Source organism: Methylocapsa acidiphila B2, from assembly GCF_000427445.1.
Classification (GTDB): domain Bacteria; phylum Pseudomonadota; class Alphaproteobacteria; order Rhizobiales; family Beijerinckiaceae; genus Methylocapsa; species Methylocapsa acidiphila.
Genome location: NZ_KE386496.1, coordinates 3,762,866 through 3,782,075 on the forward strand (window position 1 = coordinate 3,762,866; position 19,210 = coordinate 3,782,075).

At 63.7% G+C, this 19,210-nt stretch carries 22 protein-coding genes, 1 tRNA gene and 1 pseudogene; 9 read left to right on the forward strand and 15 right to left on the reverse strand.

Translation table 11 applies throughout. The features are described 5' to 3' along the window. Window positions 1–31: 31 nt before the first annotated feature. From METAC_RS0120700 to METAC_RS0120710, 3 genes are read right to left on the reverse strand one after another with little or no spacing between them, the layout of a single operon-like run. Window positions 32–454: a hypothetical protein gene (locus METAC_RS0120700; RefSeq protein WP_156898297.1), complete on the reverse strand. Its 423-nt coding sequence runs from the start codon at window positions 452–454 to the stop codon at window positions 32–34. A 20-nt stretch (window positions 455–474) separates the two neighbouring features. Next, complete coding sequence (gene proC / locus METAC_RS0120705; RefSeq protein WP_026608487.1) at window positions 475–1,299, reverse strand: pyrroline-5-carboxylate reductase; 825 nt, start codon at window positions 1,297–1,299, stop codon at window positions 475–477. A 2-nt stretch (window positions 1,300–1,301) separates the two neighbouring features. Continuing rightward, window positions 1,302–1,802, reverse strand: coding sequence for a type III secretion system chaperone family protein (locus METAC_RS0120710; RefSeq protein ID WP_026608488.1), 501 nt, complete (start codon window positions 1,800–1,802; stop codon window positions 1,302–1,304). A 324-nt stretch (window positions 1,803–2,126) separates the two neighbouring features. On the opposite strand from METAC_RS0120710, the gene METAC_RS24770 reads away from it, so the two are divergent. After that, the gene (locus tag METAC_RS24770) at window positions 2,127–3,263 is read left to right on the forward strand and encodes an AI-2E family transporter (RefSeq protein WP_156898298.1); all 1,137 of its coding nucleotides are present in this window, start codon (window positions 2,127–2,129) and stop codon (window positions 3,261–3,263) included. Window positions 3,264–3,388: 125 nt separating this feature from the next. Here METAC_RS24770 and METAC_RS0120720 read toward each other — a convergent pair whose 3' ends face one another. Together METAC_RS0120720 and METAC_RS0120725 are read right to left on the reverse strand one after the other, a co-directional pair. Continuing rightward, a complete protein-coding gene (locus METAC_RS0120720) occupies window positions 3,389–3,934 on the reverse strand; it encodes a hypothetical protein (RefSeq protein ID WP_026608489.1) in 546 nt (181 codons plus the stop codon). A 146-nt stretch (window positions 3,935–4,080) separates the two neighbouring features. Continuing rightward, window positions 4,081–4,347 (reverse strand): accessory factor UbiK family protein, encoded by a 267-nt coding sequence (locus tag METAC_RS0120725; protein WP_026608490.1) that lies wholly within the window; start codon window positions 4,345–4,347, stop codon window positions 4,081–4,083. A gap of 384 nt (window positions 4,348–4,731) precedes the next feature. Here METAC_RS0120725 and lgt point away from each other — a divergent pair, with 384 nt between their 5' ends. Genes lgt through pgeF form a run of 3 tightly spaced genes read left to right on the forward strand, consistent with a single transcriptional unit; the run spans window position 4,732 to window position 7,411 of the window. Then, window positions 4,732–5,550: a prolipoprotein diacylglyceryl transferase gene (gene lgt, locus METAC_RS0120730; RefSeq protein WP_026608491.1), complete on the forward strand. Its 819-nt coding sequence runs from the start codon at window positions 4,732–4,734 to the stop codon at window positions 5,548–5,550. After that, window positions 5,547–6,638: a class I SAM-dependent methyltransferase gene (locus METAC_RS0120735; protein WP_026608492.1), complete on the forward strand. Its 1,092-nt coding sequence runs from the start codon at window positions 5,547–5,549 to the stop codon at window positions 6,636–6,638. Before lgt ends, METAC_RS0120735 begins: the two co-directional genes overlap by 4 nt. Next, the gene (gene pgeF, locus METAC_RS0120740; protein WP_051335736.1) at window positions 6,635–7,411 is read left to right on the forward strand and encodes a peptidoglycan editing factor PgeF; all 777 of its coding nucleotides are present in this window, start codon (window positions 6,635–6,637) and stop codon (window positions 7,409–7,411) included. The genes METAC_RS0120735 and pgeF overlap by 4 nt, the downstream gene beginning before the upstream one ends. Before the next feature lie 15 nt (window positions 7,412–7,426). Here the strand turns inward: pgeF and truA are convergent, their stop codons facing one another. From truA to METAC_RS24785, 7 genes are all read right to left on the reverse strand, one after another. Further along, the gene (gene truA / locus METAC_RS0120745; RefSeq protein WP_026608494.1) at window positions 7,427–8,173 is read right to left on the reverse strand and encodes a tRNA pseudouridine(38-40) synthase TruA; all 747 of its coding nucleotides are present in this window, start codon (window positions 8,171–8,173) and stop codon (window positions 7,427–7,429) included. Window positions 8,174–8,176: 3 nt separating this feature from the next. Beyond that, window positions 8,177–9,115: a methionyl-tRNA formyltransferase gene (fmt, locus tag METAC_RS0120750; protein WP_026608495.1), complete on the reverse strand. Its 939-nt coding sequence runs from the start codon at window positions 9,113–9,115 to the stop codon at window positions 8,177–8,179. Between the two features lie 46 nt (window positions 9,116–9,161). Continuing rightward, window positions 9,162–9,737 carry a peptide deformylase gene (def, locus tag METAC_RS24775; protein ID WP_051335737.1) on the reverse strand — a complete coding sequence of 192 codons (576 nt, stop codon included), beginning with the start codon at window positions 9,735–9,737 and terminating at the stop codon, window positions 9,162–9,164. Window positions 9,738–9,818: 81 nt separating this feature from the next. Further along, entirely contained in the window at window positions 9,819–10,670 is an 852-nt protein-coding gene (locus tag METAC_RS0120760) for a C40 family peptidase (RefSeq protein ID WP_026608496.1), read from the reverse strand. Between the two features lie 8 nt (window positions 10,671–10,678). Next, the gene (locus METAC_RS0120765) at window positions 10,679–10,948 is read right to left on the reverse strand and encodes a hypothetical protein (protein WP_156898299.1); all 270 of its coding nucleotides are present in this window, start codon (window positions 10,946–10,948) and stop codon (window positions 10,679–10,681) included. Window positions 10,949–10,979: 31 nt separating this feature from the next. Beyond that, window positions 10,980–11,537, reverse strand: a complete 558-nt coding sequence (locus METAC_RS24780; RefSeq protein ID WP_198017257.1) for a L,D-transpeptidase — start codon at window positions 11,535–11,537, stop codon at window positions 10,980–10,982. A gap of 297 nt (window positions 11,538–11,834) precedes the next feature. After that, entirely contained in the window at window positions 11,835–12,218 is a 384-nt protein-coding gene (locus METAC_RS24785; protein ID WP_156898300.1) for a hypothetical protein, read from the reverse strand. A 134-nt stretch (window positions 12,219–12,352) separates the two neighbouring features. On the opposite strand from METAC_RS24785, the pseudogene METAC_RS27255 reads away from it, so the two are divergent. After that, a pseudogene (locus METAC_RS27255) lies at window positions 12,353–12,514 on the forward strand (VOC family protein); the annotation flags it as partial. Between the two features lie 83 nt (window positions 12,515–12,597). Next, window positions 12,598–13,104: a CYTH domain-containing protein gene (locus METAC_RS0120785; protein WP_026608499.1), complete on the forward strand. Its 507-nt coding sequence runs from the start codon at window positions 12,598–12,600 to the stop codon at window positions 13,102–13,104. Between the two features lie 84 nt (window positions 13,105–13,188). Here the strand turns inward: METAC_RS0120785 and METAC_RS24790 are convergent, their stop codons facing one another. After that, window positions 13,189–14,682, reverse strand: a complete 1,494-nt coding sequence (locus METAC_RS24790; protein WP_051335739.1) for a leucyl aminopeptidase family protein — start codon at window positions 14,680–14,682, stop codon at window positions 13,189–13,191. A gap of 216 nt (window positions 14,683–14,898) precedes the next feature. Here METAC_RS24790 and zwf point away from each other — a divergent pair, with 216 nt between their 5' ends. The 3 genes from zwf (at window position 14,899) to METAC_RS26655 (ending at window position 17,924) form a co-directional block, all read left to right on the forward strand. Further along, complete coding sequence (zwf, locus tag METAC_RS0120795; protein WP_026608500.1) at window positions 14,899–16,371, forward strand: glucose-6-phosphate dehydrogenase; 1,473 nt, start codon at window positions 14,899–14,901, stop codon at window positions 16,369–16,371. Between the two features lie 46 nt (window positions 16,372–16,417). Further along, entirely contained in the window at window positions 16,418–17,080 is a 663-nt protein-coding gene (locus METAC_RS0120800; protein WP_026608501.1) for a class II aldolase/adducin family protein, read from the forward strand. Between the two features lie 460 nt (window positions 17,081–17,540). Continuing rightward, window positions 17,541–17,924, forward strand: coding sequence for a hypothetical protein (locus METAC_RS26655; RefSeq protein ID WP_156898301.1), 384 nt, complete (start codon window positions 17,541–17,543; stop codon window positions 17,922–17,924). A gap of 176 nt (window positions 17,925–18,100) precedes the next feature. On the opposite strand, the gene METAC_RS0120810 is transcribed toward METAC_RS26655, so the two are convergent. Next, window positions 18,101–18,174 (reverse strand) — tRNA-Gly (locus METAC_RS0120810). Window positions 18,175–18,261: 87 nt separating this feature from the next. Then, window positions 18,262–19,134, reverse strand: a complete 873-nt coding sequence (locus METAC_RS0120815) for a 4-(cytidine 5'-diphospho)-2-C-methyl-D-erythritol kinase (protein ID WP_036255763.1) — start codon at window positions 19,132–19,134, stop codon at window positions 18,262–18,264. Window positions 19,135–19,210 lie beyond the last annotated feature (76 nt).

Genomic DNA, 19,210 nt, shown 5'->3' on the forward strand with positions numbered 1-19,210 from the left:
TCCAAGGCGCCTGGCCAGGGCGCGCCCTCGCTTATTCGGCCGTCAGCGCCTTATGGGCGTCGGCGCAGGATTCCTCCACCGGAATGAATCGGGCGTTGCGCAAGGCCATGTTGCAGCCGGACCGATTGGTGCCTCGCAAGCTCGACACGAAGCCGGGAAAAATGAACACGCTTCCGAATGGCGAGGTGAAGGCGACAAAGCCGAATTGCTTGGGGTCGCCCGCGATGGAGGCGCATTTTTGCCAGGCCCGAAGTTCCTCTCCATTGGTCAGGACGAGCAGGCATTTGGATTGATTGAGATCGACCAGGGCCTGGACTTCGGAGGCGCGGACATAATTGACGACCCCCTCGACATGGGTCGACAGCGCCAGAAAAGGGTCATGATCCGCGGCGGCGGCTTCCCCGGCGAGAAATATCTGCGCCGCCGCGGCCGCGTAGCGACGGCGCCGACTCAAAAGCGCTTTCGGGCCGCGCGTCATCCAGAGAGGGCCTCGCCGCGCCGCCGCGCCGCCGCCGCGGCGCGCTCGATCAGCGGCGCAAGGCCGTCTTCAGCCATCAGCACTTCGAGCGCCGCAGCCGTCGTTCCGCCGCGCGAAGTCACGCTCTCGCGCAATTCCGTGGGCGTACTGTCGGGGCTACGGAACAGAAGCTCGCCCGAACCCTCGACCGTCGCACGGGCGAGCCGGGCCGAGACATCCTCGGGAAGGCCCAAAGCCGCTCCGGCTCGGGCCAGGCATTCGGTCAAATAGAAGACATAGGCCGGGCCCGAGCCTGAGACGGCCGTGACGGCGTCGATCAGGCGCTCGTTGGGGAGCCATTCGAACCGGCCGGCGGCGCCGATCAAAGCTTCCGCCAAAGCCCGTTGCGCCGGGCTCGCCGAATCGCTTGGGCAGAGCGCGGAGATCCCGCGCCCGACCGCGGCGGGAAGGTTGGGCATGGCCCGGACGACGGCCCCGGCGCGCGGAAAACGCGCCGCGATATTGGCGATGGTCTTGCCGGCGAGGATAGAAACGACGAGCGTCCCCGCGCCGGCCAGCGGCTCGAGCGCGCCCGCCTCGTCGAGCGACTGCGGTTTGATCGCAAGGACGAGAACCTCTGGCGGCTCCGTGGGCGCATCGAGCGCAAAACCTTTCTCGGCGGCGAGCGCAGCGATGAGCGGCGACGGCTGCGGATCGAGCACGGCGATGCGGCGTGGATCGATCCCCTGGTCGAGCCAGGCGCGCAACAAGGCTCCCCCCATCTTGCCGGCGCCGGCGAGGACGAGCGACGAGGGGAAGCGATCCGCCGTGGCCTCCGCCATCTCTAGGCTTCGCCCTTGGTCTCGAGCATGACCGTGTCGATCGCCTCGCGGCCGGTCTTGCCCGCCCAGACCACGAATTGAAAGGCCTGGTAGTAGCGCTCGCAGGCGCGCACCGCGCTCGCGAGAACGGTCTGGCATTGGGGGCCATTCAGCGCAGCGCCGCCGGCGAGAAGCAGCGCATGGCGGAACATCACGACCCCTTCATTTGGCCACATGTCGAAATGGCCGACCCATAATTGCTCGTTGATCAGCGAGATCAGGCTCGTGAGCTCGACTTTGCGAAGCGTCGGCGCCTTGAGGTCGAAGGCGCAGGCGACGTGCAAAGCCTCGAGGTCGGAAAGCCAAGTGAAGGCGATATTGTAATCCGTCCAGCTTCCCGCGACAGAAATCGAAATCTCATCCTCGTCGTCGCGATCGAAAGGCCAACGGTTATGCGCCGCGAGTCTTTCGATCAGGTCGACAGGATGTTCCGTGCGCGTGGCTTCGAATTGTAAAAGGGACATTCCGGGACCTTTGGGACATTGCGGATTCGAAGCAAGCGCTTCGAGGGACGCGGCGAGCGGCGAGACGAAAAGATCCGAATCACGCGCTAGAAGCGCGACTCACATGAATTTCAATCGGTCTTTGCTTAAGGAATCACAACGTGGCGGCTCTATGCAACAGGTCCGCGGGATATTGTCCCCAATAGAACGGGTTTCTGACTCGGGAATGGATTCCGCGATTGTGCTGACGGGCCGCGAACCGTTCGGCGCGATCCGAGCAAGGCCAACGATTTCCGCGTTCAACGCGTATTGCGGGGAGGCGCGCGCATCGGCATAGTGTCGGCCATGAAACCGCCGCCCCGGACACTCGTCTTTTGGATCGCGACTCTCGTCATCGTCTTCGCGGCGGTCGTGCTGTTGCGCGAAATTCTGCTGCCCTTCGTGGCGGCGATCGCCCTCGCCTATCTGCTCTCCCCGGTGGTCGACCATCTTGAAAGGCTCGGCCTGAACCGCGCGGTCGCGACGCTTGCGATCATCGGGCTCTTCTTCGGCTCGGTCATCACGGCGATCCTCTTCCTCACGCCTGTGCTCGGCGCCGAGATCGCTCTGTTCATCGATAAATTCCCGGCCTATGTCGCGCAGCTGCAGGCCTTCGCCGAAGATCCGAGCCGTCCCTGGCTGCGCAAGATCGTCGGCGAAGGGCTGACCGAGGCTGAGCAGGCGACGGGACAGATCGCGCAGCTCGGGGCCGGCTGGGTCACGAGCATACTCGGCTCCTTATGGTCGGGCGGGCAGGCGCTGATCTCGATCTTTTCGCTCCTGGTCGTCGCCCCCATCATCGCCTTCTATCTGATCCAGGATTGGCAAGGCATTCTCGCGACGCTCGACCGCGCGGTTCCGGCGGCTTATCGCGAGGAGGTCCGCCATCTGGCCGGCGAAATCAACGGCACGATCGAGGCGTTTCTGCGCGGCCAGGGGACGATCTGCCTCGTTCTCGCGATCTATTACGCCTTGGCCTTGTGGCTGATCGGCCTCAACCACGGCCTGCTGATCGGGCTAGCCGCTGGCTTCGTGAGCTTCGTGCCCTATCTCGGCCTGCTGACTGGACTCGTGCTGTCGGTCGTGGTTGCGATCCTGCAATTTTGGCCGAGTTGGAGCGCCATTCCGGTCGTGGTCGGTGTTTTCGTGGTTGGCCAGGCCGTCGCTGATTACGCGCTTTCGCCCTATCTCGTCGGCGCGCGCATCAAGCTTGATCCTGTGTCCGTGATCTTTGCGATTTCGGCTTTCGGCTATCTTTTCGGCTTCGTCGGCCTCTTGATCGCCGTGCCGTTGGCGGCGGCGATCGGCGTTGTCTTGCGTTTCGCCGTCGCGCATTATTCGACCGGTCCGGAAGCTGAACTCGGCGTGGCCGCGCGTATGGCGCATGGCGGCGTGGCGGCGAAAGCCCTGGTCCAAGGTCCCGCGGATCCGAAATCGCGCTGAAAAGCCAGATTTTCAAAAATCCGCTTTTGGGGCCATCGGCCGCTCTTGCCCGCTCGATTCAAGAGGCTCGTCACCGCGGAAAAGCGGGCGCTTCTTTTTATCGGGTCGAGCCGCGCGCGCCGTTCTTATCGGGAGGGGCGCCGGCCCCATGACAAGAAGAGCGCTGCGATCGCGACCAGGACCATGACGCCGAGGAGAATGAGCAAGGTCGATTCCTCCAGCCAGGCGATCGCCGGCACGCCGAGCCCGAGTATCGCTCCGACCAGGCAAATGCGCCATGACGAGACATGAATTCCCGCCGTGAACGTGCCGAGCGCCAAAACGGTGAGCGCCATGAGGGCGCTCGCGTCGGAATTCATGATCTTGCGCACATCGGCGACGAAAACGAGATCCATCGCCAGGATGACGGCGATCCAATGGAGGACCTGCGTCCGGATCAACCGCCAATGCGCCGCGCGGCCCTCGACCTCGGGCCAATGCGACGCCACGCAAATCGCGGCGAAGCATGGGACCAGGATCATCCAATAGGTCGTCATGGACTGGCGGCCGACGCTCGTATAGGCGACGCCGAACAGAGTAAGAATCAGCATCGCGAAATAGGGCCATTCACGCAAAAGCGCGCGCAAGCTCCAACGCGATGCGGCCTCGTCTTCCATATCGTAATCCGCCATGGCGCGGCTCCAGGGGCTCTAGTTGCGCCGACCGCCTGTCTTCAAAAAAGGCCGACGGCAAGAGAAACGAAAGGAAGCGCGCTCAAAGGCCGCGCTCGGGCCATGGAGGGCGCGAAACATTGCGCCGGCCTTGCCGCCCGGCGCCCCTATTTTCTTGGGGGCTTTTCCTTGGCGGCGAGCTCGGCCTCGATGACCGCGAGCCTACGGCTCAGCTTCTCGTTTTCGTCGCGCGCCGTCGCGGCCATCTGCTTGACCGCTTCGAACTCCTCCCGCGTCACAACGTCCATGGTCGCGAGAAAACGCTCCATTTGACTTTTCATCGCGGTTTCGGCTTCGCGGCGGACGCCTTGGGCGACTTCGGTCGCGTCCGTCATGAGACGCGCAAAATCCTCGAAAACTCGGTTCTGCGACATAAATCGACTCCGTTGAGGCGCTCCCCGATCGCGGCGATTGACGCTCTCGGGCGGGACTCGTGCGATTTCGAGAAGCTTCCCTTCGGATCGCTTCATTCGATCGAAAAGGGACCGCTCAGCTTCAAAAAATTGGCGACATGTTCACATAGATAGAGCCCGTCGACCCCGTCTCGAACAGGCTCCTGAAAAGCGGGAGCAGGCCCACGCCGATAAAACCGTTCGATCCGTCGTGTTCGCGCTCTTATGCGCGCCCGTTTAGCATATCCGCCGTCCCGTGCGGGAATTTTTCTGACATAGGAAGGTAACGGTCTTGAGGCAGAATTAGGGGCCCCTGCTTGACGCGGTTTCGCCCGCATCGCATCACCGCGGGACATCGGAGCGCCCATGCTGAGCCTCATTGCCTATCCTGCCATCGATCCGGTTCTGATCACGATCGGACCTTTTCCGATTCGTTGGTATGCGCTCGCTTATGTCACGGGCCTGGCGCTCGGCTGGGCTTATGCGCGAGCCCTGGTCCGCAATGGCGCCTTGTGGCGCGGGACGCCGCGCCCAGACGTCGCCTGCATCGACGATCTTCTTTTCTATGCGGCGATCGGGGTCATTCTCGGCGGCCGCATCGGCTATGTCATCTTCTACAATCCGGTCTTTTTTCTCGAGCATCCCGAGGAAATCCCCGCCGTCTGGCATGGCGGCATGGCTTTTCACGGCGGGGTCGTCGGAACGGCGATCGCGGTCTATGTCCTCGCGAGGCGCAGAGGCGTGTCGGTCCTGAGCCTCGGCGATATTTGCTGCGCCGTCGCGCCCATAGGGCTCTTTCTCGGGCGCATCGCCAATTTCATCAAGCCGGAGCTCTGGGGCCGTCCGACCGACGTTCCCTGGGCCATGGTTTTTCCAGGCGCCGGGCCTTTGCCGCGCCACCCGAGCCAGCTCTATGAGGCGGGCCTTGAAGGGGTCGCCCTGTTCATCTTTCTCTTTATCGCGGTCCGGCTTGGCGCGCTGCAACGGCCGGGACTCGTCGTCGGCTTGTTCGCGGTCGGCTATGGTGTCGCGCGAATCACTTGCGAGTTTTTCCGCGAGCCGGATCCGCAGCTTGGATTTCTATTCGGGGGCGCGACCATGGGCATGCTTTTGTCTTTGCCTTTGATCGCGGTCGGCGCTTATTTCATCGTTCGAGCGACACGCCGGTCCTTCGCTTTGGCATGAACCTCCTCGAATCCCTCATCCATGAGATCATCGCCCAGGACGGCCCAATCAGCCTCGAGCGCTACATGACCCTCGCCCTCGCCCATCCGGAGCTTGGCTATTACAGGTCGCGGCAGCCGTTCGGGGCCGAGGGCGATTTCATCACCGCGCCGGAAATCAGCCAGATGTTCGGCGAGCTGATCGGCCTATGGAGCGTCGAGATCTGGCGCGGGATGGGCGCGCCGAATCCGGTTCGCTTCGTCGAGCTCGGCCCGGGACGCGGCGTCTTGATGGCGGACGCCTTGCGCGCGGCGCGGGTCGCGCCGGATTTTTTGCAGGCGATCGATCTGCGTTTCGTCGAGACGAGCGAGCCGTTGCGGGAAGTCCAAAGGCTGGCGCTCGCCGGCTCCGGGGTCGCCGTAGCCTGGCATGCGCGCGTCGAAGAGGTTCCTGCGGGTCCGGCGATCTTTGTCGCCAATGAGTTTTTCGACGCTCTGCCGGTGCGCCACTATGTTTGCGCCGAAGGCGGCTGGCGCGAGCGGCTCGTCGGCCTCGATTGCGAGGGAAAGCTCGGCTTCGGCCTTGCGCCAGAGCCCGAGCTAAAGCTCGCCGCAGCCGGCGAGCGGGGAGAGATTCTCGAGCTTGGCGTCGCCGCGATCGAGCTCATGAGCGCTCTGGCGCTGCGCATCGCGAGCCAGGGCGGGGCGCTGCTCGCTTTGGATTACGGCTATGACGCGCCGGCGCGCGGCGAAACCCTGCAGGCCTTGCGTCGGCATCGCTTCGCCGATCCTCTGCGCGATCCGGGCGAGGCCGATCTCACGACCCATGTCGATTTCCGCGCCCTGTCGCTCGCCGCGGCCGCCGCCGGCGCGCAGCCGCATGGTCCGGTGGCGCAAGGCGAGTTCCTCCGCAGGCTCGGTATTTTCGAGCGCGCCGCCGCCTTGCGCCGGAAGGCCGACGCCCGGCAGAGCGCCGGGATAGACTCCGCGCTGGAGCGGCTCGCCGGCGGCTCGGGCGCGCCGACCGACATGGCGAATTTGTTCAAGGCGCTGGCGGTGACGCCGCGCAGCTTTCCAGCTCCGGCGGGATTCGAGACGGGACAGGCATGACGAAAGATGCGTCGACGGCGATCTCGGCAGGCCTCTTGGAGGAGGCAGGCGTGGCGCATGGGTTCTTCACCCGCGCCGGCGGCGTTTCGACCGGGCTTTACGCCTCGCTGAACGGCGGCGTGGGGTCGAGGGACGACCCTGACGCCGTCGCCGAGAACAGGCGCAGGATGGCGGCGCATCTCGGCGTTGCCCCGACCCATTTCCTGGTGCCCTACCAGATCCATTCGCCGGACGCCGTGATCGTGACCGAGCCTTTTTCGGAGCGGCCGCGCTGCGACGCGCTCGCGACCAATGTTCCGGGCCTTGGGCTCGGCGTCACGGGCGCCGATTGCGGCATCGTCCTCTTCGCCGATGCTTCGGCGGGGGTGATCGGGGCCGCCCATGCCGGCTGGAAAGGCGCCTTGACCGGGGTGCTCGAAGCGACGCTCGCGGCCATGGAGACGCTCGGCGCGAACCGCGCTTCGACGATCGCTGTGCTCGGGCCGACGATCGGGCGGGAGAGCTATGAGGTCGGCCCGGAATTTTATGCGCGCTTCGTGGAGCTCGATGAGGAATATGCGGCGTTTTTCACCCCGTCGAGCGGTGAGGGGCGCTTCATGTTCGACCTGCCGGGCTTCATCGGGCTGCGCCTCGGCCGCGCCGGCGTTGGGCGTTTCGAGGATCTCGCCCTCGACACTTATGCGGACGCCGACCGCTTTTATTCCTACCGGCGGTCGGTCCATCGGCAGGAAGCGGATTATGGCCGCCTCGTCGCGGCGATTGCGCTGGTCTGAGCTTTCTCCGCCCGGCTATTCGTCGGCGTAATCCACCTGCATCAGATAGAGCCCGTCCGGCGGCGCGACCACGCCGCAACGGCTTCGGTCGCGGGCCTCAAGCGCGGCGACAAGCTCAAAGGCGCTCCATTTCCCGCTGCCGACATATTCGAGCGAGCCGACCATGGAGCGCACCTGCCGGTGTAGGAAGGAGCGCGCGCTGGCGCGGATCTCGATCTCGTCGCCGATTCGCTTGACGTCGAGGCGGTCGAGGGTGCGCACAGGGCTATCGGCCTGGCATTCCGAGGCGCGGAAGGTCGAGAAATCATGCCGGCCGAGAAGCCCCGCCGCCGCCTGGGCCATGGCGTCGGCGTCGAGCCTGCGCTTCACCAGCCAGGCGCGGCCGCGCTCGATAGTCAAAGGCGCGCGGCGATTGATGATCCGATAGAGATAATGCCGGCGGATGGCGGAAAAGCGCGCGTCGAAACTGTCGGAGACGCGTTCTGCTGAGAGAATGGCCACGGGCTCGGGCTTCAAATGCGCGTTCAAGGCGTCGCGCAGGCGATCGGGGCGCCAGTCCTTGGCGAGATCGACATGGGCCGCCTGGCCCTTGGCGTGGACGCCGGCGTCGGTCCGCCCGGCGCCGCGCGCCGCAGCCGGCTCGCCGCTGATCGCCAGAAGCGCGGCCTCGACCGCCTCCTGGACGGAAAAGCCATTGGCTTGCCTTTGCCAGCCGACATAGGGCGCGCCGTCATATTCGATGATGAGCTTGAACCGCGGCATGGTCTATTGGGGCGCGCCGAGCAGGGTCCCGACAGCGAGCTTCGCGCCGCGCAGAAAATCCTCCGCCTTCATCGGCGTCCGGCCTGCGCGCTGAAGCTCGAGAAGACGGATCGCGCCTTCGCCGCAGGCGATGGTCGGAGCGTCGTCAAGCACGCGCCCGGCCTCGCCGGAACCCTCGGCGATCGCGCTGCGTAAAATCTTGACGCGCTCCGGCCCCTTGCCAAGGTCGGCCTCGAAAAAGGCGGAGGGAAAGGGCGACAGACCGCGGATCAGATCATGGACCTCCCGCGCGGGCTTCGTCCAGTCGATCCGCGCCTCGGCCTTGTCGATCTTATGCGCATAGGTGACGCCCTCTTCGGCCTGAGGCTTGAAGGCGAGCCCGCCCTCCTCAATCCCCGCCAAGGCTTGCGCCATCAGCAAGGCGCCGGCTGCGGACAAGGCGTCATGGATCTCGCCGCCGTTCGCCTCTGGCCCGATTCTTACGCGCGCAGACAATGAGACGGGCCCCGTGTCGAGCCCTTCCTCCATTCGCATGACCATGACGCCGGTTTCTTGGTCGCCGGCCATGATCGCGCGCTGGATCGGCGCCGCGCCGCGCCAGCGCGGCAGCAGCGAGGCGTGCAGGTTGAAGCAGCCCTTTGCGGGAATATCGAGAATGGCGCGCGGCAAGATCAGGCCATAGGCGACGACGACCATGGCCTCGGGGGCAAAGCCGCGTAGCGTTTCGGCGGCTTCGTCCGTGCGCAAAGTTTTGGGCGTCAAAACCTCGAGGCCGAGCCGCCGCGCTGTCGCGTGAACGGGGGAAAGAGTCGGCTCCAGGCCGCGCCGTCCGCCGGGTTTTGGCGCGCGCGTATAAACCGCCGCGACCTGGTGGCCGCGAGCGACGAGTTCGGCGAGCACGGGCGCCGAGAACTCCGGCGTTCCCATGAATACAATGCGCAAATGCTCGGCCTATGGGTTGAGGCTCGGCCAAGGGGCCAAGGCGAGATCAGGCTCCGGCGTCGGCCTCTTCGCGCGCGCGGCCCGCGCCGCGCTTGCGGTCGGCGCCTTCGTGTCGCGCGGCCTTGCTGAATTTCTTGAGAATGCGCTCACGCTTCAGCCGGGAAATATGGTCGATGAACAAGACGCCGTTCAGATGATCGAGCTCATGCTGAAGGCAAGTCGCGAGAATGCCATTGGCCTCGATCTCCTGGCGCCGCCCCTCGCGGTCGAGATAGCCGACGCGCACCCGCGCGGGCCGAAAAACCTCTTCATAAAATTCCGGAACCGAGAGGCAGCCTTCCTCATAGCTCGAAAGCTCTTCGGACGCCCAGAGAATTTCGGGATTGGCGAGGCAGATCGGGTTCGCCGAGGCGGCTTCTTCCTCGCGTTTGGCGACGTCGATGACGATCACGCGCTTGGGCACGGCGATCTGGATCGCGGCGAGGCCGATGCCCGGCGCGTCATACATGGTCTCGAGCATGTCGTCCATGAGCGCGCGGATCGAATCGTCGACGCTCTCGACCGGCGCGCAAGTGAGGCGCAGGCGAGGGTCGGGCGGAGTGATGATGGTGCGGAGTGCCATGGAACAGAAATAATGTCGGGGCCGGGGAACGTCAATTTTGCTCCGTGGCAAAAATCCTGCCGGTCATGGCCAAAAATTTCATTAGAGCCGCCGGATGGAGGTAATTTGCGCGCCTGTCGAGGCGAGAATGCGGTCCCGCGCGTCGCGCAAGGGCTCGCTGGCGACCAGCATATGATGCGCATTGGCGTGCAAAAGCTCGGTCGCGCTGCGCATGATCCCGATATGGCCGCGCCAGAAGACGAGATCGCCGCGCTCAAGACTTTCGAGCGTCTCGTCGAAGGCGAGCGCGCGGCCAAGCGCCTTTTCCTGCAGATCAGTGTCGCGCGGCGCGCTTATTCCCGCCGCGTCGAGGCTTGCTTGCACGAGCCCCGAGCAATCGATCCCCAGGCTCGTCTTGCCGCCCCAGAGATAGGGCGCGTGCAGAAACCGCTCGGCGGCCGCGACGAAATCCGACTCTCGTTCGTCCGCGGCCCGAAGATGAGCGGCGAAGACATAGGCCGCCTCATCGATCTGCGCGAAGGCGCCGCTCGCGCCGCTGACCGCGACCCGCGCCCCGAGCGGCAGGGCTTCGAGCGGGGGCAGCTTCATGTTCGGCCCCGGATAGACGAAGCTGCGATTGACCGCCACCCAATGGGTCGGCGCGGAAAGGGCAGGGCCGACGGCGGTCATGGAGAGATAGCCGACATAGCCGTCGCGGGCGAGCTGGACCCAGCCCCAGCCTTCATGATCCTCGTAAAGCATCGCCGCCTCGCCAAAGAGAGCCTGCGTGTCGATCGCGGAATCGGGGCGCGGCTCGCGGCGCAGGTCGGCGATCCCGACCCGGATCTGGACCGGGCGGCCTTCGACGAATTCGTCGGCCGAGACTTGGCCGCGCAATTGCGCGGCCGCGAGATCGGGGCGGGCGGGGGTGAGGCGAGGGTCGGAACTGGGCATGGCGAGGATTAGCGATTCGTCTCCTCGGCCAGGAAAGCGGCTATGTCGCGCGCGACCTCCGCCTGCATGCGCACGCGCTCAGCGGCTCCCTCGCTCGGCTTCTCGGGGCCGTCGCCGTCTTCGGCCTTGTCCAGATTGACGGCGGCCTGATCCCTGAGCGCAGCATAAGCCAGCACGCGGTCGATGCAGCGCCTCCGCTCGGCGGCAATAGCGGCCTCGATCGCGGAGTCCGCCGCTTCACCGCGCTGGTGTTTTTCAGCCGTCGATTGAGCGCTCATGATGTTGCCTTTCCCTAGGCGCGCAGCGACCCTAGCGACCCTGATATCCATAAGGAGAGCCAAAGGAAGGCGCGAAAAAATCAGAGCGCTGGCTTGCCTGCGCCCCGGCGGGCCCATATTCGCCGCCCGGGCTGACGCCCGTCACCATCACCTGCGTGTTCTCCAAGCCGTTCTCCTTCACCAGCGCATAAAGCGCGGCGGCATTCTTGGGCGCGATGCGCACGCAGCCATGCGAGACCGGCCTCCCAAGATTCTTGACGTCGAAGCTGCCGTGGATGGCGTGGCCATCTTTAATGAAGAAAATAGAATGGGGCATGGGCGCGTTGTCCCACTCTTTACTGTACCAAATTTCATTCATCGAAGTGGCGTTAAAGGATCCGGACGGAGTTGAATATCCCGGCCGACCAGTCGAGACCAGCCATTGATATTTCGGCACGCCGCCTAAAAAAACCGTCATTGTTTGACTTGACTTGTCGATGTTGACGAGGACGGCGCTCTTCCTGAAGCTCGCCGCATCGGCGTCGATCGCTCTGCGGGATCCGGTTCCCGCGTGAGCCGTCGCCGCAAAAGAAACCGACGCCGCGGCCATGGCGGCCACAAAAAATGCAGTTCTGATTGCTTGATTTAAGAAAATCCGCATGCGCGCCTCCGAGGCCGGGCAATTGAGTATAGGTGAGGTTTAGAAGAGCTCCATCGACGGCGTCGCGCAAAAGTAGCGGCCGCCTATTTGTCAGTCGGCAAGCGAGTTCTAAATCGCCGCGAGCGGATCTTTCGTCCGATTGGCGTTGACCTGTTGCGCGGCGGCAGGCGGAATTCGGCTGATGCGTCGTTGCGGCCTCCGCTATGCGCGTCTCCCCATCACATGGTGAAGCTGCGCGGCTTTTTGTCAATGCGTCGCAAGGCTTCTGAGCCCGATTTGGGCCGAATGTCCGACGCCGTTCGCGCCGCAGACCGCGACTCGGGCGTCGAGCGGCAGAGCCTCGATGGGCGGAAGCCTCATGTCCGGCCCCTGATCGACGAAGCTCCGATTCGCCGCCACAAGATCAGTCGGCTCGGGGATAGCCAAGCCGAGCGCGGTCATGGAGAGACAGCCGACATAGCCGTCGCGCGCGAGCCGGACCGAGCCCCCGCCTTCATGATCATCGTAAAGCATCGCCGCCTCGCCGTAGAGCGCCTGCGTGTCGATGGCGGACACGGGGCGAGGGTCGCGAGGGGGCATGGCGAGGGGGCTACGGGGTGAGCGGATTGGGTTGGGCCTGGATTGCGCCACGAGCAGACTCCGCAAAATCGCGGCTGAGCAATGGCGTCGAGCAAAAGCGGTTCTTCGCGATAGTGGCTTTTTTGGAACTTCCCGGCGCACTGGCGTCATTCAGGTGGCGCGGACTATTGACCCACTTTCCATGCGTTGTGCTTGGCGGCGCCAGCGACCATGGAGCGACCGAAGCGCTCAATCCGCGCGATCCTAATCAGAATGGCATTGAGCTTTATTGGGATCACCCGGAAAAACAATGGCCACGAAATCCAGACGGCGCGTTTGCTACGACCATAAGTCGCTGGATCTCATGAATTTGATTTCAACATGAGAGGCGGTCTACTTTACCTGGTGCAGAGAACGGTGTCGCCTGTGAATCGAGAGGACGCAACCCAGAATGCCAGTCGAGGTCGAGCGGAAATTCCTCGTTGCCAATGATGCATGGCGCTCGGCTATTTGTGATAGCGAAAAGTTGCAAGATGGCCTTATCGGGGAGTTCGACGGATGCAAAGTTCGCGTCCGACTTGGTAAGAACAGGGCGTCTATCGCCGTGAAAGGCCCGCGATTTGGATCGCGTCGAACCGAATTTGAGTATGAAATCCCCGAAGCAGATGCCGAAGAGATGCTCAATACTGTCTGTGGAGGCCGGCGTGTCGAGAAAACGCGCCACAGCATCCCTCATGCTGGGTTCATATGGGCTGTCGATATTTACGAGGGCCTATTGGCAGGCATTGTTCTGGCTGAGATAGAGCTTGCGGATGAAGAGCAGGCCTTCGAGAAACCGGACTGGGTCGGAAAAGAGGTAACAAATGACCAGCGATTTCATAAGAGGACGCTGTTTCGTCTGTGCGCAGACGCGGGCCGTCCTCTCACTGTAGCCGAGTTGCTCGCCGCCGCGACGTGAGGGATGGCGCAATAGCACCTTTCGGGCGAACTGAGCGAATGACCGCTTCGTCTCAAAACCCGCCGCCGCCATCCACTCCAATCCCTATGGCGACTTGTCCTCCAGCCCGACCGCCGCGCCCTCAGCCAACTCCTCAGGCGTCAATTTCACCCGGCGGACGATTCTGCGCGTTTTCTCTTCGGGTTTCTCGACCGCCGCGCCGGCGCCGAAGCGGGCTTCCAGCAGGTCATAGAGGAGCCGCGCGCATTGCACCTCCGCGCCCTCCGGCCGGCCAGATTTCGCGCTCGGCGCCCAGGCGTAAATGTCGAAATGCGCCCAAGATTTCGCCCGCTCGACGAAGCGGCGCAGGAACAAAGCCGCCGTGATCGAGCCGGCGAAGGAGCCGCCCGAGACATTGTTGAGATCGGCGATCTTGCCGTCGAGAAGCTTGTCATAGGGGTCCCAGAGCGGCAGCCGCCAGACCGGGTCCTGCGTCGCCGTCCCGAAATGCGCGATCTCGTCGGCGAGATCATCGTCCATGGTGTAGAAGGGCGGCAGATCGGGGCCGAGCGCCGCGCGCGCCGCGCCGGTGAGCGTCGCGAAATCGAAGAGAAGCTCCGGCGCCTCCTCGTCGGCCAGCGCCAGGGCGTCGGCGAGAACGAGCCGGCCTTCGGCGTCCGTATTGCCGATCTCGATGGTGAGCCCCTTGCGGCTCGGATAGACGTCGCCGGGGCGGAAGGCGTTGCCCGAGATGGCGTTCTCGACGGCCGGCAGCAGCACCCTCAGGCGAATGGGCAGATTGCCCGCCATGATCATGGAGGCGAGCGCCAGCGCCGTCGCCGCGCCGCCCATGTCCTTCTTCATCAAGAGCATGGCGGCTTCGGGCTTGATGTCGAGGCCGCCGGAATCGAAACAGACGCCCTTGCCGACCAGCGTGACCTTGGGCTTTGTTGGATCGCCCCAGCTGAAATCGACGAGGCGCGGCGCTTTGTCGGAGGCGCGTCCGACAGCATGGATGAGCGGCAGATTGGTCTGCAAAAGCTTGTCGCCGCGCGTCACGGAGGCCTTGGCGTGATGATGCGAGGCGAGGTCCAGGGCGGCGGCTTCGAGCGCGTCGGGCCCCAGATCATTGGCCGGCGTGTTGATGAGATCGCGGCCGAAGGCGACGGCCTCGGAGATGCGCTCGACCCGGTCGGCGTCGACGCCCTCAGGCGCGCAAAGCTCCGGGAATGCGGCGTCGGCGCCTTTGTAGCGGGTGAAGCGATAGGCGGTCAGAAGCCAGGAAATCGCGGCCAGCGTCGGATCATGCGGCGCATTGGCGAAACGATAGAGCCCGCGCGGCAGCGAGGCGGCGAGCCGACCGGGCAGGAGGAGGTCGCGTTGGCGCGCGATTTCGGGCTCGATCCCGAAGAGCACCACGGCAATTCCACCCTGCGCGTCGGGGGCGATCTGGACCCGGCCGGGCTTTGGCTCGAATCCGCAGGCCGCGGCGAAGGCCTGGGCCGAGGCCGGCAGGTTCGCCTTGATCTCGGGCCAGGTCTCGGCGTTGACGAACCAAATCGGCGCGGCCCCGACGGCGGATTGACGATGAAGCGGCATCGGGTGCTCCTGAAATTTCAAGTCTGGCGCCCGAAGGCGAAAAAAGAGGGTCGATCCTAGTGCCCGGATGCGGGCGACGCCAGGGCGACGGGCGGGACTCGCCGAAAACAAAGGGAAGCTAGCCGTCGCCTTTCTTCTCAGTGCATAGCAAAGAAAATGCTAGCCTTTTGCGGCCTCGCGCGTTTTCGCGTCTAGGCCCCCGTTAGGGAGACAAAAATGGTCTCGCGCATTGTCAAGGTCGAGCCTTTCGATCTCGTCGTCTTCGGCGGAACCGGCGATCTCGCTCATCGCAAGCTGTTTCCAGCCCTTTATCGGCGCTTCCTCGACGGCCAGTTCTCGGCGCCGACGCGCATCATCGGCGTCTCGCGCCAGCCGCTCGAGCGCGAGGCCTATCAGGCCACGATCGCGGACGCTCTCGGGCAATTCGGCGCCGCCGCGCCCGGCGACGGGCTTCAGGCCTTTCTCGAAATGATCGACTACGTCCCGCTCGACGTTGGCTCGGACGAAGGCTGGTCCTTGCTCGAGACGAAACTGGCGGGCGATCCGACCCGCGTGCGGGCTTTTTATCTCGCCACCGCCCCGGACCGGTTCGGCGTGGTCGCCAAGCAGCTCGCCCGTCACGGGCTCGTCACCCCGGCCTCGCGCATCATTGTGGAAAAGCCCGTCGGCCGCGACGGCGCCTCGGCCGAGCGCATCAATGACGCGATTGGCGCGGTCTTCGCCGAAAGCCAGATTTTCCGCATCGATCATTATCTCGGCAAGGAGACGGTGCAAAATATGATGGCGCTGCGCTTCGCCAACGCGCTGTTCGAGCCCTTGTGGAACTCCGCCCACATCGACCATGTCGAGATCACCGTCGCCGAATCGATCGGGGTTGAAGGCCGCGCCGCCTATTATGAAAACGCCGGCGCCCTGCGCGACATGGTGCAGAACCATCTGCTTCAGCTTTTGTGCCTCGTCGCCATGGAGCCGCCGAGCTCGCTCGACGCGGACGCCGTGCGGGACGAGAAGCTGAAGGTCCTGAAGTCCCTTGCGCCGATCGACGCGAGCAATATCGGGGCCTTGACCGTGCGCGGCCAATATGGCGCGGGCGCGAGCGAAGGCGGCGCCGTGGCGAGCTATGCGAAGGACGTCGGCAATGACAAAAGCACGACCGAGACCTTCGTCGCGCTGAAGGTCAGCGTCGCCAATTGGCGCTGGGCGGGGGCGCCCTTCTATTTGCGTACGGGCAAGCGCTTGCCGCAAAGGGTTTCGGAAGTCGTCGTCGCATTTCGGGCGATCCCGCATTCCATGTTCAGCGCCGACGCGGGCCGAATCTCCAAGACGCGGCTCGTCATCAGGCTGCAGCCGGACGAGGGCATCAAGCTCTGGCTCATGCTCAAGGAGCCGGGCGCCGGCGGCATGCGGCTGCGCTACGTGCCGCTCGACATGAATTTCGCCGAGGCCTTCCAGATCTATGCGCCCGACGCTTATGAGCGATTGCTGATGGACGTGATTCGCGGCAATGCAACCCTGTTCATGCGGCGCGACGAGGTCGAGGCCGCCTGGCGCTGGATCGATCCGATCCGCGAGGCCTGGAGCCTGTCGAACGATCCGCCGCGTCCCTATTTCGCCGGCACCTGGGGGCCGGCGGCCTCGATCGCGCTCGTCGAGCGGGACGGGCGAAGCTGGACCGAGGAGGTTGTTTGAGCAAGGCCCGGTCGCATTCGAAAGAAGCTAAGCAAGGGAAGCAATCTTGGCCAAAGACAAGGAATTCGCGGCCCGCCAGTCGATCATCGACGCTTGCCTCAGGCTTGAACGCCAGGGCGTCAACCAAGGCGCGGCCGGCAATATCTCGCTGCGCTGGAAGGACGGGCTTCTCCTCACGCCGTCGGGCATGCCTTACGACGTGATGACGCCCGACGACATCGTCTTCATGAATATGGACGGAAGCTACGACCATGAGTTCGCGCCGTCGTCCGAATGGCGGTTTCACCGCGACATTTTGCATGCGCGCCCCGACGTGGGCGCCATTGTTCACGCGCATCCGATCTATTGTACGGCCTTCGCGATCTGCGGCATGGAGATTCCGGCCGCGCATTACATGATCGCGCTCGCCGGCGGGCCGACGGTGCGCTGCGCGCCTTACGCCACTTATGGCACGGCGGAGCTTTCGGAGCTCGTGCTCGAGGCGCTTTCCGGGCGCACCTGCGCGCTCATGGCCAATCACGGGATGGTCGCGACGGGCGTCGATTTGCGCGAGGCCCTGTGGATCGCCGTCGAACTCGAGACGCTTTGCAAGCAGTACGCGACGGCCTTGCAGGTGGGGACGCCGAAATTGCTGGACGAGGCGGAGGTCGCGAAGAACGTCGAGAAATTTAAGAATTACGGGCTGCGGCGCAAGACGCGGGCGGCTTAGCAGTAGGACTCGATCGGAACAGAGAAATTCTGGTCTACTTCCGGGAAGGATAGGTGCTTCTACCGATCAACGCGAACTCACGCGGAGTTTATGGTCTCAGCAAGAATGTTGATGAGGACGGGGGCTGATGGGGCGTTGGATACCAAATTCTGGTACGATGTATCGGACATTGATAGATCAATGTATCGAACTTTTCGGAATTCACGAGATTCCGGCCGATGATGCATTCATGTGTTACGGCGATCCAGGCGGTTACAATTGTAATTGCGTGTGGAAGAATGACGGGTTTATTTTTTGCATTAGGACTCCTCAGTTTCTTGAACGCAAAAAGCTTCCGAGGAATCTTCTCGAATTGCGCAATTGGTTATTCAATGGGCGCTATTGGAAGCAAACGACTGGCTTCTTGACGGTGAGCCGGCTGGTTCGAGTGTCATCGCCGCACTTCGAGTGGATAGACGTAATGTCAATAGCTCATGGCTTTAGAATTTCGGCCTCTCCAATCGAAATAGACTTGGCTACGACTAATTTAAAGGAGCTAACGACAAGGAGCGACTGGTTTTCCCCGCAGTTGCGACACGATGGCGCCTATGAGTTTGTTTTAACCTCGCCTGCAGACCCGAGAGCTGTTCGGTTTACTTCGCTTTTTCGAAACGAAAAGGGCCATGTCGTCATAGGGCAAGTATTAAATGTTGTGGGACTCGGCTATCTTTATTACAAACCGGGCTATCTGATCGGCGACATGGTTGTTCAAGTGTCAAATATGTCGGAAGCAGAGCGGTGTGAATTCTTAACTTACGAGTTCGAACTTGCCGGTAAAAGCAGCTATGACTTCTCTGTTGCTTAATGGAACGAAAAGCTCATTGAGCCTTGCCGATCTGAATTGCCGCGATGGAGCGAATCCGCTTGCAGATCAGTAATGCAATCAATGCTAGTGCAAAACAGCCTTTCGCCGGAATACCCAATCGCATATTGAGCATTAGCAAAAAGGCAGCCGAAGCCATTGCCTCGGCGGCGCGAAGCTGGAGCGGGCGAAGGGAATCGAACCCTCGTATGCAGCTTGGGAAGCTGCCGTTCTACCATTGAACTACGCCCGCGACCTCAAAAGATGGTCACGTGGAAAGCTTAGCCCGCCGCGTCGCCAAGTTCAACCGGCTGGATTCGGCGCGCTTTGCACATCCGCCTCAATTCAGGACGCAGGCCTTGACCCACCAGCCGGGATGGGCGCGCAGAATGGCCTTTTTGGCCCGCGCGGCGGAGCGGCAATCCTTGAACAGGCCGAAGCAGGTCGCCCCCGAGCCCGACATGCGGGCGAGGCGACAGCCGGGCGCGGCGGAAAGAACCGCGAGCACGTCGCCGATGATGGGGGCGAGCCGGCAGGCGGCGGCCTCCATGTCGTTGCGCCCCTTGCGCAACGCGGCCATCAGGGCGTCGATCGGCATATTGGAGGTGAAATTCGGATGCGCGCCGAAGTCGCTCTCGGTCCCCGGCGCGATGTTCATCTTGGCGAAGACGCTCTTGGTTTCGAGCGGCTGGCCAGGATTGACGATGAGGCCGATGAGCGGGGGCAGGGCGACCGGATTCCCGAGCTTCTCGCCCGCGCCCCGCATCATCCGCGCCTGGCGGCCGAGGCAGACGGGTACGTCGGCGCCGGTTTCCCGCGCGGCCTCGGCGAGGCCCGGCTCCGCCAGCGACATCCCGTTGGCGCGGGCGAGAAGCCGCAGGGCCGCCGCCGCGTCCGACGAGCCGCCGCCGATGCCCGCCGCAACGGGCAGGCGCTTCACGAGATGGAAGGCGCCGAGCTTCGCGCCTGCATAATGCTTGGAGAAATTGCGCGCCGCGCGCAGGACGAGATTGTCGTCGAGCGCGCCGGCGGCGCTTGCGGTCGGGCCGTCTACGACAAGAGATAAGGGCTCGCCGGCGGCCAGAGAGAGGCAATCGCCGCCGCGCGAAAAAACGACCAGGCTTTCCAGGTCATGCCATCCGTCGGCGCGGCGGCCGAGGACATGCAAGGTCAAGTTGATTTTCGCGGGCGCGCGTTCGGTGAGGAGGTGCAATTCGGATGCTGCGATCGTTCGTGAGGGCGTCGGACCTTCGATCGCCGACGCGGCGGCCGGACCAAAGCTCGCTTCG

Coding starts and splice junctions, on each gene's coding strand:
- truA (WP_026608494.1), bottom strand. CDS start 8,173: ATGCCGCGGTTCAAGCTCATCATCGAATATGACGGCGCGCCCTATGTC.
- zwf (WP_026608500.1), top strand. CDS start 14,899: ATGGTCTCGCGCATTGTCAAGGTCGAGCCTTTCGATCTCGTCGTCTTC.
- METAC_RS26655 (WP_156898301.1), top strand. CDS start 17,541: ATGTCAATAGCTCATGGCTTTAGAATTTCGGCCTCTCCAATCGAAATA.
- def (WP_051335737.1), bottom strand. CDS start 9,737: ATGGCACTCCGCACCATCATCACTCCGCCCGACCCTCGCCTGCGCCTC.
- METAC_RS24780 (WP_198017257.1), bottom strand. CDS start 11,537: ATGGCCGCGGCGTCGGTTTCTTTTGCGGCGACGGCTCACGCGGGAACC.
- METAC_RS0120785 (WP_026608499.1), top strand. CDS start 12,598: ATGCCAGTCGAGGTCGAGCGGAAATTCCTCGTTGCCAATGATGCATGG.
- METAC_RS24770 (WP_156898298.1), top strand. CDS start 2,127: ATGAAACCGCCGCCCCGGACACTCGTCTTTTGGATCGCGACTCTCGTC.
- proC (WP_026608487.1), bottom strand. CDS start 1,299: ATGGCGGAGGCCACGGCGGATCGCTTCCCCTCGTCGCTCGTCCTCGCC.
- METAC_RS0120710 (WP_026608488.1), bottom strand. CDS start 1,802: ATGTCCCTTTTACAATTCGAAGCCACGCGCACGGAACATCCTGTCGAC.
- METAC_RS0120765 (WP_156898299.1), bottom strand. CDS start 10,948: ATGAGCGCTCAATCGACGGCTGAAAAACACCAGCGCGGTGAAGCGGCG.
- pgeF (WP_051335736.1), top strand. CDS start 6,635: ATGACGAAAGATGCGTCGACGGCGATCTCGGCAGGCCTCTTGGAGGAG.
- METAC_RS0120735 (WP_026608492.1), top strand. CDS start 5,547: ATGAACCTCCTCGAATCCCTCATCCATGAGATCATCGCCCAGGACGGC.
- METAC_RS24790 (WP_051335739.1), bottom strand. CDS start 14,682: ATGCCGCTTCATCGTCAATCCGCCGTCGGGGCCGCGCCGATTTGGTTC.
- METAC_RS0120760 (WP_026608496.1), bottom strand. CDS start 10,670: ATGCCCAGTTCCGACCCTCGCCTCACCCCCGCCCGCCCCGATCTCGCG.
- lgt (WP_026608491.1), top strand. CDS start 4,732: ATGCTGAGCCTCATTGCCTATCCTGCCATCGATCCGGTTCTGATCACG.
- METAC_RS0120720 (WP_026608489.1), bottom strand. CDS start 3,934: ATGGCGGATTACGATATGGAAGACGAGGCCGCATCGCGTTGGAGCTTG.
- METAC_RS0120725 (WP_026608490.1), bottom strand. CDS start 4,347: ATGTCGCAGAACCGAGTTTTCGAGGATTTTGCGCGTCTCATGACGGAC.